13 protein-coding genes and 2 pseudogenes are annotated in these 15,642 nt (G+C 38.7%); 12 read left to right on the plus strand and 3 right to left on the minus strand.

Features of this window, described 5'->3' with window-relative positions; genetic code table 11:
- The 5 genes and pseudogenes from AC4IFO_RS21510 to AC4IFO_RS21530 form a co-directional block, all read left to right on the plus strand.
- Nucleotides 1-1,604 (plus strand): annotated as a pseudogene (locus tag AC4IFO_RS21510) (hypothetical protein); the annotation flags it as partial.
- A 328-nt stretch (nt 1,605-1,932) separates the two neighbouring features.
- Nucleotides 1,933-2,388, plus strand: coding sequence for a hypothetical protein (locus AC4IFO_RS21515; RefSeq protein WP_490737459.1), 456 nt, complete (start codon nt 1,933-1,935; stop codon nt 2,386-2,388).
- A 189-nt stretch (nt 2,389-2,577) separates the two neighbouring features.
- Nucleotides 2,578-2,691, plus strand: a complete 114-nt coding sequence (locus tag AC4IFO_RS21520; RefSeq protein WP_490737482.1) for a TraR/DksA C4-type zinc finger protein — start codon at nt 2,578-2,580, stop codon at nt 2,689-2,691.
- A gap of 188 nt (nt 2,692-2,879) precedes the next feature.
- A complete protein-coding gene (locus AC4IFO_RS21525; protein ID WP_490737461.1) occupies nt 2,880-3,152 on the plus strand; it encodes a helix-turn-helix domain-containing protein in 273 nt (90 codons plus the stop codon).
- Nucleotides 3,153-3,507: 355 nt separating this feature from the next.
- On the plus strand, nt 3,508-4,452 hold the full coding sequence (locus AC4IFO_RS21530) for an omptin family outer membrane protease (protein WP_490737463.1): 945 nt from the start codon (nt 3,508-3,510) through the stop codon (nt 4,450-4,452).
- 418 nt (nt 4,453-4,870) lie between these two features.
- Here the strand turns inward: AC4IFO_RS21530 and AC4IFO_RS21535 are convergent.
- Nucleotides 4,871-6,142, minus strand: a pseudogene (locus AC4IFO_RS21535) (Tn3 family transposase); the annotation flags it as partial.
- A 61-nt stretch (nt 6,143-6,203) separates the two neighbouring features.
- On the opposite strand from AC4IFO_RS21535, the gene AC4IFO_RS21540 reads away from it, so the two are divergent.
- The 4 genes from AC4IFO_RS21540 to AC4IFO_RS21555 all read left to right on the plus strand — a co-directional run bounded on the left by AC4IFO_RS21540 (nt 6,204) and on the right by AC4IFO_RS21555 (nt 11,505).
- Nucleotides 6,204-7,363, plus strand: a protein-coding gene (locus AC4IFO_RS21540; protein ID WP_490737465.1) for an IS3 family transposase whose coding sequence is annotated in 2 segments (ribosomal slippage) — nt 6,204-6,477 and nt 6,477-7,363 — 1,161 coding nt in all. Because the reading frame shifts where the segments join, the coding sequence is not laid out codon by codon here.
- Between the two features lie 17 nt (nt 7,364-7,380).
- Nucleotides 7,381-8,439 (plus strand): ATP-dependent nuclease, encoded by a 1,059-nt coding sequence (locus AC4IFO_RS21545; RefSeq protein ID WP_490737467.1) that lies wholly within the window; start codon nt 7,381-7,383, stop codon nt 8,437-8,439.
- Nucleotides 8,439-10,337 (plus strand): ATP-dependent helicase, encoded by a 1,899-nt coding sequence (locus AC4IFO_RS21550; RefSeq protein WP_490737469.1) that lies wholly within the window; start codon nt 8,439-8,441, stop codon nt 10,335-10,337. Before AC4IFO_RS21545 ends, AC4IFO_RS21550 begins: the two co-directional genes overlap by 1 nt.
- 556 nt (nt 10,338-10,893) lie before the next feature.
- The gene (locus AC4IFO_RS21555; protein ID WP_490737471.1) at nt 10,894-11,505 is read left to right on the plus strand and encodes a recombinase family protein; all 612 of its coding nucleotides are present in this window, start codon (nt 10,894-10,896) and stop codon (nt 11,503-11,505) included.
- Nucleotides 11,506-12,279: 774 nt separating this feature from the next.
- On the opposite strand, the gene AC4IFO_RS21560 is transcribed toward AC4IFO_RS21555, so the two are convergent.
- Together AC4IFO_RS21560 and parM are read right to left on the minus strand one after the other, a co-directional pair.
- Nucleotides 12,280-12,660: a hypothetical protein gene (locus tag AC4IFO_RS21560; protein ID WP_490737473.1), complete on the minus strand. Its 381-nt coding sequence runs from the start codon at nt 12,658-12,660 to the stop codon at nt 12,280-12,282.
- Between the two features lie 3 nt (nt 12,661-12,663).
- Nucleotides 12,664-13,641 (minus strand): plasmid segregation protein ParM domain-containing protein, encoded by a 978-nt coding sequence (gene parM / locus AC4IFO_RS21565; RefSeq protein ID WP_490737475.1) that lies wholly within the window; start codon nt 13,639-13,641, stop codon nt 12,664-12,666.
- Between the two features lie 485 nt (nt 13,642-14,126).
- On the opposite strand from parM, the gene AC4IFO_RS21570 reads away from it, so the two are divergent.
- From AC4IFO_RS21570 to AC4IFO_RS21580, 3 genes are all read left to right on the plus strand, one after another.
- Nucleotides 14,127-14,795 (plus strand): nucleotide-binding protein, encoded by a 669-nt coding sequence (locus AC4IFO_RS21570; RefSeq protein ID WP_490737477.1) that lies wholly within the window; start codon nt 14,127-14,129, stop codon nt 14,793-14,795.
- A 73-nt stretch (nt 14,796-14,868) separates the two neighbouring features.
- Entirely contained in the window at nt 14,869-15,162 is a 294-nt protein-coding gene (locus tag AC4IFO_RS21575; protein ID WP_490737479.1) for a stability/ partitioning determinant, read from the plus strand.
- Nucleotides 15,163-15,355: 193 nt separating this feature from the next.
- On the plus strand, nt 15,356-15,642 hold a 287-nt coding region (locus AC4IFO_RS21580), incomplete at its 3' end, for a S24 family peptidase (protein ID WP_490737481.1).

Raw genomic sequence — 15,642 nt, forward strand, 5'->3', positions numbered from 1 at the left:
AAGCGGATGTCGGTCAAGTGAAAGAAGTGTCGGTGCAAGCGAAAAATGGCTTGGCGGTGACCGGTAACACGGTGACGTTGGCGACGGACGCAAGCAAAGCTGAGGGCAATGACACCACCGGTGGCGATAATGGCAATATTGTTGACCCGAATGCATTACCACAGGTGACTAACTTAACACTGCAAGGAAAACTGGCACTTTATAATCAACTGAGTGCCCGTTATGTGTTTAACGCCAATGGCGGTAATGCAACAGACCATTCGACCTACGTGTGGGGCGATAAAGGTGGCACTAAAGATGTCGTGGAGACTGGAGAGACCGTCATTATTTCTGGTGAAGTCCCGATGTACGCGTTACTCAGCACGGATGTGGGTAAAGTGAAAGAGGTGTCGGTACAAGCGAAAAATGGCTTGAGCCTTACGGGTAATACGGTGACGTTAGCCACAGATGCGACAGCGGAAGAGGGTAATGAAACCACTGATGGTGATGGCCATGGCGGTATTATTAACCCGGTCATGATGCCTATCATTGATAAGCTGAAATTGACTGGTGAGCTAGAAGTGGGCAAAGCACTGAACGCGAGTTATGTGTTCGATGCGAATAACGGCGATGTGACCGACAAATCGACGTATGTTTGGGGTGACAAAGGTAATACTGCGGCTCAGGTGGGAAGCGGAACGTCCGTCACCACATCCGGTAGTGTGCCTGCGTACACGTTAGTGACAGAGGATGTCGGTAAAGTGAAGGAAATTTCTGTCGAAGCGAAGAATGGACTTGATTTGACCGGGAATCTGTTGACGTTAGCCACGGATGCTAGTGCTGATGAGGGGAATGAGACTACCGGTGGCAATCAAGGGGAAATTTCTGGAGTGAAACCTCTAGTGGCTAACTTGACACTGCGAGGTGTATTAGTTGATGGTAACACGTTGACGGCGCAGTATGCGTTTGATGCGAACGGTGGCGACAACACCGATAAATCCACCTACGCGTGGGGCAACAAAGGCAACACCGCGGCGGCAGTAAGCAGCGGCAGCAGCGTGACCACGTCAGGCACAGTACCGGGTTACACCTTGGTGGCGGCGGATGCGGGTAAAGTGAAAGAGGTGTCGGTACAAGCGAAAAATGGCTTGGCCATCACTGGTAACACGGTGACATTGGCGACGGATGCCCCGAGTGCTCAAGGGAATTACACAACGGGTGGTGTGGGAGGGAGGGTTTTATCTCCTAGAACTGATCCTTCTTTGGGTTCCTTAACAATGACTGGAGAGTTGAAGGTCGGTAGACAACTGGCAGCAACGTATTTGTTCAATCCGATGTACAGTACTTCTAAAGTTGAAGGACGTTCTCTCTACTCATGGGGGCATACACGTAGTGAGGTTGTGGGGAAAATTAATAATAATCAAGCAAATTATATAGTTAGTTCTGGTGTTGTACCTTCGTACACATTAACTGCGAGTGATGTAGGTAATGTAATCTACGTTGCAGTCCAACCGAAAAATACGCTTAATGTAGGAGGCGGAATACACATTGAAAGTACATCGCCTTCTTCTACAACGACGGGAAATAATACAACGGGGGGACTTAATGGGACTGTAGTACGTTAATTTTTTGAGTCTCAGTGGATAGCGAGGTTTATTAGTTGACGGGAGCGTAATTCGCTTTACGCCTTTGTCACACTGTCATCCGGTTTATTAGATTGATAATATTCTTTGTTTAGGCTCCCCCCGCTAGGAGGCGGGGGGGGTTATGGGAAAATGCATTATCAACGTTATGGTAGGCGGCAATACAGATATGGCAAAGTCTAAATAAGGCAACCATGATGAGGCTCATCATATACTCAATTTAGGGCACGCGTGGTCAACACAATTGATATCAAATTATCAAATAATACCAATGTGATAACGGATCTGTTTTTACACAAGTGAGTGCGTAATGATGGATAAAATCCAACAGCAACTTGAGCATCAATGCCAACAGTATCAACAGTTAAAAAAAGCGCAGCAGCAACACAAACAGCGTGTTGAGCAACTTTGTGGGGAATTAACCGAATGGCTCTCTGATTTTTTATCACCCAAAGAGCGTTCGGGGGATAAATTGTTTAATGAAATGCGAGTACCTCTGAGTGAGTATACGACAGTCATTTTACGTGTTTCGCCCAGTTTTTCAACTTCATTACCTGTTACAACGGTCTTGTTGACGTTATTTGAGGTAGAGTCTCCCAAATTACAAACGCACTGTTTATTATCGTGGCAAGAACGCCAAGCTCAATGGCGTATTCTTCGTTTAAAACGAAAAAATCACCCCCTAAAATTACCCTCAATCTGGTACCGGCGGATATGGGAAAAAGCATCGCTGGAGTCTCTCTTAATCGACTTTATTGATACCTAATCGCTGTAGCGGTGTTATCGATGACCGTTAACAAGATTTGGTAAATAGTGCAATTAGCTTGTTGTAATAATACGTCAAGGAGTTTCATGTGGTGGATGACATCGATATCTCCCAAGTGGAGAGTGACTTTTTTTATCTTTGGCTTTAAAGGCACGAAAAAAATACCAAGGCGAAAGCCTTTCTGTGTGTGTGGTTTGTGGTTCACCTATATCGGATGAGCGGCGAAACGTATTACCCGGCGTGACACTATGTGTATTATGCGCAGAAAGAGACGAAAAACACGTCAAGCGACTCTATCGTTGAGTCATCAAGGACTTAATAAAGACCATTAACTGAGCGTACAGGAAAATATAAGGACTCCTTCGCGCTTTAAATGAAAAGGGTAGGGCAACCTAAGGCTGTGCTGGAACTTTTCATTAAAGGTATGGGCTCTATATGAACGAATTGAACATAGTACACAAAATCATCTATTGATAACAAAAGGCTATTGTATGGATACAAATAAAAGGATAGCAATTTACGTTGGACGTCAATTAAAAGCGTTAAGAAAAAATGAAAATTATACGCGCAGTGAGTTTGCAAAATTGTTAAATAAAAGTAAGCAACAGATTTATCGAATGGAAAGTGGCATCAATAAAATGGATATTGATTCTATAGTCATGTATTTAAAATTATTAAATGCTGATATTCCGATTTTTTTTAATGGTGTAATCACTGAGTTTGAAAATAAAACGGACTTTGATTCTTATTCATTTTATGAATAAAAATATCCAGTATGTTTATTATAGGGGGACTTTCTTTTTAAAGAATAAATCACTCCCTCGTCTTTTAAAATATATGTTTCTTGTCACAATGAATAATGCAATAAAGAAAACACAAAAGCTCGTATATTAAATTAAGTTAATCACCTTCTTCTTTAGAAGAATAGTTTATTCGTTAGATTTAATAACTGAACAGGTAAGAGAAGCAAAGGGATTGGGTGCTCAAAGACAATTGATTAATGGTACATAAACGATAAGAGGTTAAGTTTTTTTTAAACAACGAAGCGTTCTTTATTGACTCAATTATTTTTACGTACATAAACTTACCGATATTTACCAAGCGTATAGGAATATATTTATGAGAATTTCAATTTTTGGGCTAGCGATTGCTGTATCTATTTCTTTCCCTGCCATTGCGGATGTAAGTCATCAGGCTTTTACGCCAGAAAATTTTACAGGGGATATAGGTTTAAGTAGCTTGAGCGGTAAAACTCGAGAACGTGTTTATGACCCTGACTCCAGTGGGCACAAGAACAGCCAGCTTAACTGGAAATATAGTAATGCAACAACCATTAACGGTTCCCTTGACTGGAATTTAATGCCCTCTCTATCGTTTGGCGTTTCGGGTTGGACAACTATTGCCAGCCGAGGGGGGTATATGGACGATACTGATTGGCTGAATAAAAGTCAAAACGCATGGACAGACCAAAGTAAGCATACTGGCACCCGTTTAAACTACGCCAATGAATTTGATATCAATGTAAAAGGATGGTTGTTAAATGAGCCTACCTATCGTTTTGGTATGATGGCTGGATATCAGGAGAACCGCTATAGTTTCAATGCAACCGGAGGAACATTTAATTATACGGACGAAAACACAGGTCAGCCTAGCATAGGGGCTTTTCCTGCTGGGACGACAGTCATCGGCTATAAGCAGCGTTTTAAAATGCCGTACATCGGTATTGTAGGCAGCTACCGTTATGAACGTTTTGAGCTTGGTGGCCGCTTCAAATATAGCGGATGGGTGCGTGTATTTGACAACGATGAACACTACTTGTCAAATACAACCTACAACGCGAATATTAAGAACCAGAATTTTTACTCTCTTGCCGGTAACGCGGGTTATTACCTAACGCCTAATGTAAAAATGTATCTAGAAGGGGCATGGAGCCGTGCAACCAACAAAAAAGGCAGTTTGTATGCCTACAATTACAGCTCGGGTGAGAAAAATAGCGCCGGAAACAGTAGTGGTATTGAGAGCTATAATTTTATGACAACCGTCGGTCTGAAGTACTCTTTCTGAGGGCATAGGAGCCGGGCTACTCGTCCGGTTTTGCACCCGTCTGTTGAGCAGTTTGACCCGCCTAAAGTGTAATGTATCGGTAATTTTTATTGCACCAAGTAATAATTTCAAACATTGCGATAAAACTATATGGACTGACTCTAAAGTTAAGTTATCATCGTTAGCTATGCTGTTAGTCGTTCGCGTATTTACTGTATTGCGGTATTTATGTTTAGTGAGGATATATGGTGTTTTTTAAGTTTAACTGGATTGTAGCCTGTATTTTACTGAGTAGTTGCCACTCGATACCCGAGGTAACATTAATAGATCTAAACCAAAAAAATGATATTTGCCCTCAACAATCTGTTCCTGCACGCATCCAAGGTCACTGTCCCCCATAGTTTAAGGGGTCTGACGCTCAATGGAACGAAAACTCACGTTAAGCAATATTATCCTCCTCTGACGCATCTTTTAATGGCCTCAGATGCCCTTTTGTCACCTGTTCTGCCAGCGTAAAGGAATAATGGCCGAGCATATTGATATGTCCGTAACAAAGCGGGGAAAGGCGTGCGATATCTTCATCATTAAATATTTTGCCTTGCGCCCGAAGATGGTCCAGCGCAGCCTGCATATAGATGGTGTTCCACAGCACTACTGCGTTAGTCACCAGCCCCAGCGCACCAAGCTGATCTTCCTGGCCGTCGCTATATCGCTTCCTTATTTCACCTTTCTGACCATGACAAACTGCTCTGGCGACAGCGTGGCGACTTTCCCCTCTGTTCAGTTGGGTCAGAATGCGGCGGCGATAGTCCACATCATCAATATAATTAAGCAAATACAGCGTTTTATTGATTCTCCCCACCTCGATAATTGCCTGCGTAAGTCCGGACGGTCGTTCACTTTTCAGTAATGAGCGAACCAGCACCGATGCCTGAACTTTACCCAATTTCAGCGAACCTGCGGCCCGGATCATTTCGTCCCACTGTTGCTCTATTTTTTTAGCATCTGATTGTCCCCTGGCAATGTCATTCAACGCGCCGTAATTGGCATCACGGTCCATTCTCCAGAATACCGATGCGCCGGCGTCTGCCAGTCGCGGGGAAAATTGATACCCAAGCAGCCAGAAAAGGCCAAAAATAAGATCGCTGGCACCTGCTGTATCCGTCATTATTTCGGTAGGATTCAGCCCGGTTTCCTGTTCCAGAAGGCCTTCCAGCACGAAGATGGAATCCCTCAGCGTCCCCGGTATCACGATGCCATGAAAGCCGGAATACTGATCGGACACAAAGTTGTACCAGGTTATCCCTCTGTTACTGCCAAAGTATTTGCGGTTAGGCCCGGCATTGATTGTTCTGACTGGCGTAACAAAACGCATTCCATCAGCAGAGGCGACCTCTCCTCCGCCCCAGATCTGCGCCAGCGCTAACGTTGCCTGAAAATCAACCAGCCTGGCATTCGCGCTGGTGATGGTTTCAGCCCGCAGATAGTTTGCCTTTGTCCAGTTCAGCCTGTGCCGTGTCAGTGCAGGCACATTCGCTCTGTTCAGGGGTTCCAGACCGATATTGCAGGCTTCAGCCATCAGTACCGCGCTGATACTGACTGGTAGGTCGTCAACTCTGGCGCTGGCTTCGCTGGCATGGAAAAACTCATCAGCGAATCCTGTATGGGCGTTTATTTCGAGCAGTAATTCCGTCAGATCCACAGGTGTAATGGTCTAATAAAACTGTAGAGATTTATAGCTTATAATTAAGCAAAATCTTATAGGTATAAATATGACCCGAAAAGTAAAAGTGACCTTTAGCGCAAAGCAAAAACTGGAATATGCAAAACTCATGGTTGAAGGGGGATATAGCAATATTCAAGTTGAAAAAATATCCGGTGCGGGCAAATCTGCTGTATCGCGATGGAAACAACAATATCTTGCTGAGTTAAAGGGGAATACGCCTGTAAAATCAAAAGCGTTAACCCCCGAGCAACAGCGTATACAAGAATTAGAAGTTCAACTTAAGCGTGCTCAGAGGGATAATGATATATTAAAAAAAGCCGCAGCTTACTTCATCCTCGACAATCAAAACTCAAAATCGTGAAACAAATGAAAACTCTGCACCCAAATTTCACGGTCACTGAGCTATGCCTCCTTTTTGAAGTAAGCAGTAGTAGCTTTTATTATGAATCTAAAATACCAACAGTTGAAAATGAAAGATTGAGTAATGAAATACAACGTATTTTTACTGCGTCGGGTCAGACTTACGGCAAAAGGCGTATCCAAGCAGAGTTAAAAGATTTAGGCTATCACGTTGGTACACATAAAATATCGAACATCATGAAAACAAAACAATTAGTTGCCATTAAACCGACTAAAAAGCACTATTATCCTTCATCCGGTAAGGCGCATCGATATGCGCCTAATTTGCTTAAACGCCAATTTTTGCCTAAACAGCATAATCACTATTATGTTGGGGATATCACGTATATTCGGCATCATCATGGGTGGAGCTATTTAGCCTGTGTGTTGGATTTAGCCACCAAAGAAATTATTGGTTATGCCTTATCAACAAAACCAGATTCGAAATTAGTGAAAGAAGCCTTAGATAACGCGATTGAACGGCAATTACCGGATACGACAAATTTAATGTTCCATTCCGATCAAGGATGCCAATATTCATCGGAGGAGTTTAGGGTGCACCTCATTGAACGGAAAATAACTCAGAGCATGAGTCGGCGAGGTAATTGCCTCGATAATGCGGTGATGGAAAGATTTTTTAGGAGTTTAAAGACAGAAAGACTCAACCATTTATCTTTTATGAATCACCAATCTATTATCTGTGAGGTTGAAAATTACATTCAGTTTTACAATTATTATCGGCGCCATTCAACGATCGGCTATTTAACACCCCATCAAAAATATCATGAATTCAAAAATGCCGCTTAGATCTTCTACAGAATTTATTGACCATTACAACACCATTTCCCAAAAAAATAAGAGATCTTTCAAAACGATTCAGCGTGCATTTTGGAGAGTCTGATAAAAGCTCATTCTCTATGGAATACCATGGTATGGGAACACGCAGTTGGGCGTCTATATTGGCAGTGAAAGCATTTACAGAATTGATGGCGACAAACCATGAGAAAGAAGCTGAACCATTCTTTCCAATATTAGCGGCGGAAGAACCTGAGGCACATTTACATCCGAATGCGCAAAGAACACTTTTCCAACAATTACAAGATAGTCCTGGCCAAGTTATCATTAGTACACACTCCCCATATTTAGTGGGGATGTCAGAACTTGAAAACTTACGTGGATTGATTAGAACATCAAATGATATCAATGCTACACAATTAATTAGTGGATTAGATCCAGAAGATATAAATATTCTTCAGCGAGAAATTATGCGGTTCAGAGGCGAGCTATTGTTCTCAAAAGCGATAATATTATTCGAAGGTGTTACTGAAGAACAAATAATACCTTCAATGTTTTCAGCCTTTTTTGGAAAATCTGCATTTTCTGTTGGTGTAAATTGTATAAGTGTTTCTGGGAAAAACTACCCGCCATTTATAAAAATGGCATTGAGTTTTGGCATTCCTGTGTGCATTGTCAGTGATAATGATGGAAATACTAAAGCGGAAATTGAATCTCAATTAAGGAAGATTGAAAAAAACACATCATTAATTCTGTCGGAAAAAAATTTACATGTTTCCTATTTGTCACCTAAAAATGATATTGAGGCTGAGTTAATTCATGTTGTAGGGATGCGCCAAGAAATTATCGAGGCTCTGATTAATACGGAGACAAGGGGGGGAAGTAATGCTGCCTATATTGAAGCTAAAACTAGAGAAATCGTGGGACTTACTGATGATGAGCTTCTAAAGAAAATGCATTCCTCCAAGGCATCTTACGCTGGTTTTCTAGCTGATGTCATATTAAGAAATCCAAACAATAAAACAGTGGAACAATTAATACCTCAGGCTGTTATTGATACTTTTACTCAGCTAAAAGGGTGGGGATAATGATGTTGAACTTATCATCAAGTCAAGCTCAAATAGTGCACGCACCATTTAATAAAGCAATTCAAGTGCTTGCTTCAGCCGGTTCAGGTAAAACACGAGTTTTAACTGAACGAGTTCGCTATATATTGCAGAATACAAAAAAAGATGGGGTGATAGCGCTCACTTTCACAAACAAAGCTGCGGAAGAAATGTCTGTTCGCCTGGAGGACTGTATTGAAGCGGAAGACAGGGCTTGGATAGCAACAATTCATTCTGTGGCTCAGCGTATTCTTGAGAAGTATGGGCATACAGTAGGATTACCTGCAGAGCTTCATATTTATGATCGAGATAAAGATCGAATGGAAGTTTTCCTCCAATCCTTGCGTGAAGATGGCGTAAATATTGATGAATATCTGAATATTTCTGATTCTAAGGAGCTAAAAAGTCGAGAAAAAAACCTTCAAAATTATATGGATATATTTTCAAGAATCAAACGTGAGCTATTTACAGAATCAGATGTAACAGAAAAATATCCAAACAATAATATTTGGAAGGTTTTTCAAGACTATCAATCATCTTTAGTCAATAGTGGTGGGATAGATTATGATGACATATTAGTCTATGCTCACAAAATTTTATTAACACATAACTGGATCGCTCAAATTTATCGTTCTCAGTACAAACATATTTGTATCGATGAAGCTCAAGACTTAAATAAAGCCCAGTATGAGTTTATTAAGGCATTGTGCGGAGATGTCATCCAAAGTATATTCATGGTGGGGGATCCGAATCAGATGATTTATGGGTTCAATGGTTCTTCAAAAGAGTATCTTTGCACCTATTTCTTGGAGGATTTCACTCCATTTCAGTTTGAATTAAGAGAAAATTATCGTAGTGCAAAGGCTATTATTAGGGCTGCGAATAAATTAAAGCCGAACTCTCAAGCGGAACTTGATTATGCCTTAGAAGGCGGTGTTAAGATAGTTTCCGCTGATACGGAAGAAGCTGAGGCTGAATGGATAACATCTACAGTTAAGCTGCTCTTAGAGTTAAAAACACACCCTGAAATAGAGGGTGACATATCTTTAGATAAAATGGTTGTTATAGCAAGGAATAGATTTGTTTTTAATAAACTAGAAGTTTGTTTAAAACAAAATAATATCAATTTTTCTATGAGAAAAGGAGAGCGTCAACTAGAGCCTACGACAATTTTTGGAAGAATTCTCGATTACTCTATTCGCATAAAGCTAAATCCAAAAGATTGGGTTGATGGTAAAAAATTGTGCTCACTATTGGGTATTATTGCGCCTACATCATGGTCAAATGGTGTTTTAAATATTTTAGCCAATCAAACTAAAAAACTGGATAGAGAAAACGCTGAATTGTACTCTGAGTTAATGAACTCAATAAATAATCTAGACGTTGATGAACCAAACATAAGAAAGTTCGTTCGTTTGTTTGAAGAAAAATTAACTAGTTTAATTAGTCAAGCCGATGCTCCATCTGAAGGAAAGTCTGAAGAGATAAAATTAAGTTTAGATGAATTGAATGAATTTAGCAGAGCTTGGACTTTATTCAAACGAAAAGGGTTGGGAGGTTCTTTAGTCGCTTTTAGAAATGCTTTAGCACTTGGTCAGTTAACAGAAAACTCATTAGAAAACGGGGTGTTATTGAGTACTGTTCATACTATGAAGGGACTTGAAAAAGACATCGTTTTTTTGATGGGAATGTGTGAGGGCGTTTTCCCTGATTACCGAGCAAACTCAATAAAAGAAATTGATGAAGAACGTAATAATGCCTTTGTGGCAGTAACTCGCGCAAAGCGTTGGCTTTATGTTACGTACCCTAAACAAAGAATGATGCCTTGGAAAGATCTTAAGTTCCAACAGAAATCTCGCTTTGTCAAAGAAATAGAGTAAAGCGCGCATTAAATGGTCATCAGGGCAGAAGATTTAACCTTACGGTAAGTTTTCGCTCTGTTGGCCTCTTATTTTAGAAAAAAATCTTAACGTGAGTTTTCGTTCCACTGAGCGTCAGACCCCTTTAATAATTAAATGTGGCCCGCTCAACTAATCTAGGATACCTTCCTTAAGGGATTTTCTTTATACCCTATTTGTACTAGATCACTGTTAGTGATATTCAGTTTTTTTATATTTTAGTCGCGCGTATATACAGTTACATCGTTTTTATGCATTCATTAGTTGGTTGAGAGATACCCTATCCTAACCATTACATACATTACCGATGATAAACCAATAAATTGTTGATGCCGCATGCTTTATAATGTTTCGATTCGGAGCCTGGTTTTTGAAGTGGATCCCAATAGTGAGTTTTGGCTTACGATAAAAAATATTGTGGGGTGACCGAAAATGTTCGATTTCGTACAGTGGTGATAAATAGTGTACGAAACTAAGCTTAATTAATTTCGTACATGTGTTATTATTCGGACATCTATTTCGGACGGATAATAACGTTATGTCACGAGTTTTTGCTTATTGTCGTGTATCAACACTGGAACAAAACACAGAAAACCAAAGAAGAGAAATTGAAGCAGCTGGTTTTAAAGTTGAGCCTTATCGAATTATTGAAGAGCAAATTAGTGGCTCCGTTGCTGCCAGTGACCGACCCGGCTTTTCGCGTTTATTGGATAGAATGGAACATGGTGATGTTCTGATTGTAACTAAACTGGATCGTCTTGGCCGTAATGCGATTGATATTAGGAAAACCGTTGAAAAATTATCAGAGAGGAATATTCGGGTTCATTGCCTGGCTTTAGGTGGTGTTGACCTAACAAGCCCTGCAGGGAAAATGACGATGCAGGTCATATCAGCTGTTGCGGAATTTGAGCGAGATTTGTTAGTCGAGCGGACTCATGCAGGTATTGCTAGAGCGAAAAGTGCAGGGAAGCGATTTGGTCGCCCCCCTACCCTGAATGAGGAACAAAAACAGATTGTAATTGAACGAATACAAAGTGGTGTCAGTATTAGCGCAATTGCACGAGAGTATAATACGACAAGGCAAACGATCCTTCGTATTAAGGGAAGCTTTAATTCAGACTATCAATCAGGTACTTTAAAATCAAATTAGTTATGTTGGGTTGTTTGTTTTGTGTACCCTGTAGAAGGAATGCAACTAATAAAGATAAGGAAATAATAACTGTAAATTATCCATGAATTGAAAATAAAAAAATTATTAATTACCACGATCAAAAAAAACAAAACTGGAGTAACACAAAGATACTTGCTTATCCCAATATCATTTAATCTAAATATCCATATTCGTAAAAAATAAATTTGCAATATAATAAGTAATATACTGAATATATTGCAAAAAATAACATACATAATGACTGAAATTGCATACGCAATTCCATCATTCCAGATTTCAGATAAATGATTTTTATCTAACAAAGGAGAAACATAGTTAATTAAAATTAACTGGCAAAAAAAATATAAAATCACAATAAATATGTAATTTTTCCTAGTTGCTTTTTTGTTCAAAAGTTTAAATTTCAAAAAGCTCGCCTTATATAAGAGACTCTATTTTAAATAAATTTTTTCCTTGCATGACATAGCAGCTGCCTTGATTGAATATTGCCGCATTAATTGCAATCAGCTCTTGAAGAATAGTTGTTTATCTTTCATTAGGGTTATTTCTATAATATCGTATCATATTAATATTCAACATTATTTAAATGATACGCAAAAGCAACATTAGAGCATGCATCTCATATACTTATAACCTAATGATATGTGTTTATAAAATAAAACTCTCTAAATTAGAGAGTTTTATTTGCATAAAAATTTAACTGAAAAATTCTGGTAAACTACGTTGATCATTACGTTGAGTTTCTTACCGTAGTTATTTTATTTTTTTACTGAAAATCTTTTTAGCATTAGCAATGACTTCATTTGTAGCCGAAGTATTTGAATTATCCCCTTTCTCTATAGGTGGTTCGCAGTTTTCTACTGACTCCTTTGCCTTACCTGTTTTATCAGATGTTTGTGATAAAGTGGCCATAACATCGATTATGGCTTTTACATCATTGATACTTCCATTGTTCTGTAAGGTTGTTTTCAACAACTCAGGCAATGAGCTGTTGATTTTTCGTAGTTCAACTATGAGCGATAATCCATCCCTCATAGTTTTATTCATATTCGGTTCATTCTTTAAAAAAGTGTACAGCACTGCCTGATCTTGCGTATCTGTATTGAAATAGAATGTTAGCCGTTTATTACTCATAATTTACTCATTATCGGAATGTATAAGTGGTAGTGCTTTAACTAATGCTATCTGAGAATCTTCTATCTTAATCACTTTAACATTTCTTTGTTCCCAGTGGTGCTTAATCAACTCATAAACTAAATGAGCGCCCCCACCTGTCAAATAAATGTTATTGAAACCATTGTAATTTTGTTCAATATGAACAAGACATTTATCAGCTAACTTTTTCATAGATAGATTAAGTTGCTCTTTGATTAAAGGTATTAATTCGATATTATTTATCATCGAATCAATGTTTTCATTTGCTAGTAGTCGCTGTACTAACACATCTACATGGTTGAAATTCAAATGAGTGTCAGCTTTGATTAATGCATTCGATATTTCTTTTATTAACAGCTGAGTACCTATTGTGTGATCACCGGAAACTTTCAATACATCTTCAAAAGCTCCCATAACAAGACCGCAATCTAATGTAGTTCCGCCCAGGTCACAAACTAGTGAACGTTCATATGGATCTACATCATCACCAAGAATTGAAACTAAAACTGGTAGAGATTCTGGATAGACTACGACTTTATTAAAGGTGAACACAAGGCCTTTACTTAAATGCACTTCACGCTTAATGTTTTCTATTTTTCGTTCTATCTTCAGCGTGTTTTCCTGGCCATCGGTATCGTAATATTCCGAGATAGGTAGTGTAACGATCAAATCAATTAATTGTGGCTCTAATCCGGAAAGCTGTAGTGCCTGCTGTACGTTCAGTGTATTAATCACACTGTATTGATACTTAACATTAGTGGTTACTTCTATATCTATACTGTTAGGTGAATAGGCAAACTTTTGGCCATCTAATGTGTAGTTGAATGTTTTTTTATTTAAAACGTCTGACTTCCAATCAGTAATAAATCCATTATTCATTACTTTCGTTACCAATGATTTTTTATTATCTGCCCATGCGAGTTTTGTTGCTGTAGACCCATCATCACAAAATACAATCATTCTAATTTCTCCAACTACGTTTAGTTTCATTCAGTAGAATTATGGGCAATACAATGACTTCTTACTCATGAATTACCTGTATTATACCTGTAATATACAGGTTGCTTTCCAAATTACAAGTATTTTATACCTGTATATTACCTGTTTAAAACATGTTTCATACAGGTAATATACAGATTTTGTATATACACCGTATTCCTTTGTATGTACAAGATACACGAATTGATGTACTTACATTGTAATACGTCATATATACAATGGTGTTATTACAATGTATTTTCGAGGTATTTACTTTTGTGTATTTACGCTGTATTTATGTTGTACTTATTACATATGTATTTAAGTATTACATAGTATGTATATTGTATATATTCATATATCAATGTATGTACAGGGTATTTACGTTGTGTTGACGCATAAGTATGTACAGTGTAAAACAATGCGAATACACTATTTTTATTATTGATTCTTTATTCGGGGGTACTATGGGAAAGGTTATTGTTTTTGGTTCTGATAAAGGTGGTGTCGGAAAGACCACTACATTGATTAATATTGCTGTCATGGCGACTCAAAGAGGGCTGTCTACTATTATTCTGAAATCAGATAAGAATAATGACTTATTTCATTGGGCAGAAATTAGAGCTGATAATGGTTTACAACAAATTCCTGTATATGAAGCCTACGGTGATATCAGTAAGGAAATACAAAAACTACAAAAGCTATGCGATTTATTGTTCGTTGACTGTGCTGGTCATGATTGCTCTGAATTTAGAAGTGCACTAACAGTGAGCAATGTTGCGCTTACTCTTGTTAAACCATCTTCAATGTTTGAGAAAACAACATTAACAACGGTGACTAAAACCATTAGAACCGCGCAGATTAAGCACAATCCTGAACTACAGCCCTATGTACTAATGACAAGGGTTAAGCCTCACAAAACGCAAGCCGCTACAGCACTTGATGATGAGCTAAGAGGGAATGAGGTTTGGGTTCAGCCATTAAGAACAAGAATATCGGAATTGGATATTTTTGAGAATGCAGTCAATGAAGGGGCTGGGGTTCACGAAGTTGAAAAAGCGAGTAGCTTAAGTGCTGCAAAAGCTCAGTTAGAATTAATTGCTAACGAAATTGATCTGTTTGATTTACCTATCTAATGATGAATAAAGTATATACGGTGTATGTTATGTGTATATAATATGTAATTACATTATTTAAAGGATAGCAACAATGTCAATCAAGTTAAAAGTACCAAAAATTCCAGAAATTGATAATAACGAAGAACAGCTAAAACAAGGCGAAAAATCTCGCTTTATTAATGAGGGAGACAGAAAGCCTGCTTCAAATAGTAAGTCTACCTTGAGAAGTTTTAGACTACCTCAGTCTTATATCGACATTCTGGATAATGAAGCCGAAAACGGGGGGCAAAATAATACTTTAATTCTTAAAGCAGCATTGCTGGGCTTTAAAGAGTTGAACAGTAATGATAAAAACAAACTGATCCTTGAAGCATTAAATACATAATTAATTTAAATTTTATCTGCTTACTGTGATAGCCATTTCTATAGGAAAATATTTACTCAGTTTTCATAATAATTTAATAGCTATGTTGGTTTACTTGCTCAAAAGGAGAGTAAAAAAGAGTACTCGGTATATTTGTATAGTGTGAAAATATGCAGTATATTAATACTGTCTATTTATACAGTGTTAATAACCTATGCAAATTCCCATTTTTGAAAGTCAAATCGCCTGTGGCTTTCCAAGCCCAGCTCAAGATCACGTCGAGCGTCGTTTATCACTTGATGCAGAGCTTATTCGCTACCCTGAAAGCACCTATTTTCTTCGTGCTTCAGGGGATTCGATGAAAGATGCGGGGATTTTTGACGGTGACTTATTAGTCGTTGAAAGTCACCTTACTGCCCGTCATGGGGAAATTGTGGTCGCTGAATACAACGGGGAGTTCACCTGTAAATACCTGCAAGTCACGCCGACTAAGGCGCTTAT

The sequence above is a fragment of the Providencia sp. UF-224 genome (genome assembly GCF_058245955.1).

Bases quoted from the DNA above. Each gene is read 5' to 3' on its own strand.
- AC4IFO_RS21550 (WP_490737469.1), top strand. From the start codon at position 8,439: ATGATGTTGAACTTATCATCAAGTCAAGCTCAAATAGTGCACGCACCA.
- AC4IFO_RS21570 (WP_490737477.1), top strand. From the start codon at position 14,127: ATGGGAAAGGTTATTGTTTTTGGTTCTGATAAAGGTGGTGTCGGAAAG.
- parM (WP_490737475.1), bottom strand. From the start codon at position 13,641: ATGATTGTATTTTGTGATGATGGGTCTACAGCAACAAAACTCGCATGG.
- AC4IFO_RS21525 (WP_490737461.1), top strand. From the start codon at position 2,880: ATGGATACAAATAAAAGGATAGCAATTTACGTTGGACGTCAATTAAAA.
- AC4IFO_RS21530 (WP_490737463.1), top strand. From the start codon at position 3,508: ATGAGAATTTCAATTTTTGGGCTAGCGATTGCTGTATCTATTTCTTTC.
- AC4IFO_RS21560 (WP_490737473.1), bottom strand. From the start codon at position 12,660: ATGAGTAATAAACGGCTAACATTCTATTTCAATACAGATACGCAAGAT.
- AC4IFO_RS21515 (WP_490737459.1), top strand. From the start codon at position 1,933: ATGATGGATAAAATCCAACAGCAACTTGAGCATCAATGCCAACAGTAT.
- AC4IFO_RS21555 (WP_490737471.1), top strand. From the start codon at position 10,894: ATGTCACGAGTTTTTGCTTATTGTCGTGTATCAACACTGGAACAAAAC.
- AC4IFO_RS21575 (WP_490737479.1), top strand. From the start codon at position 14,869: ATGTCAATCAAGTTAAAAGTACCAAAAATTCCAGAAATTGATAATAAC.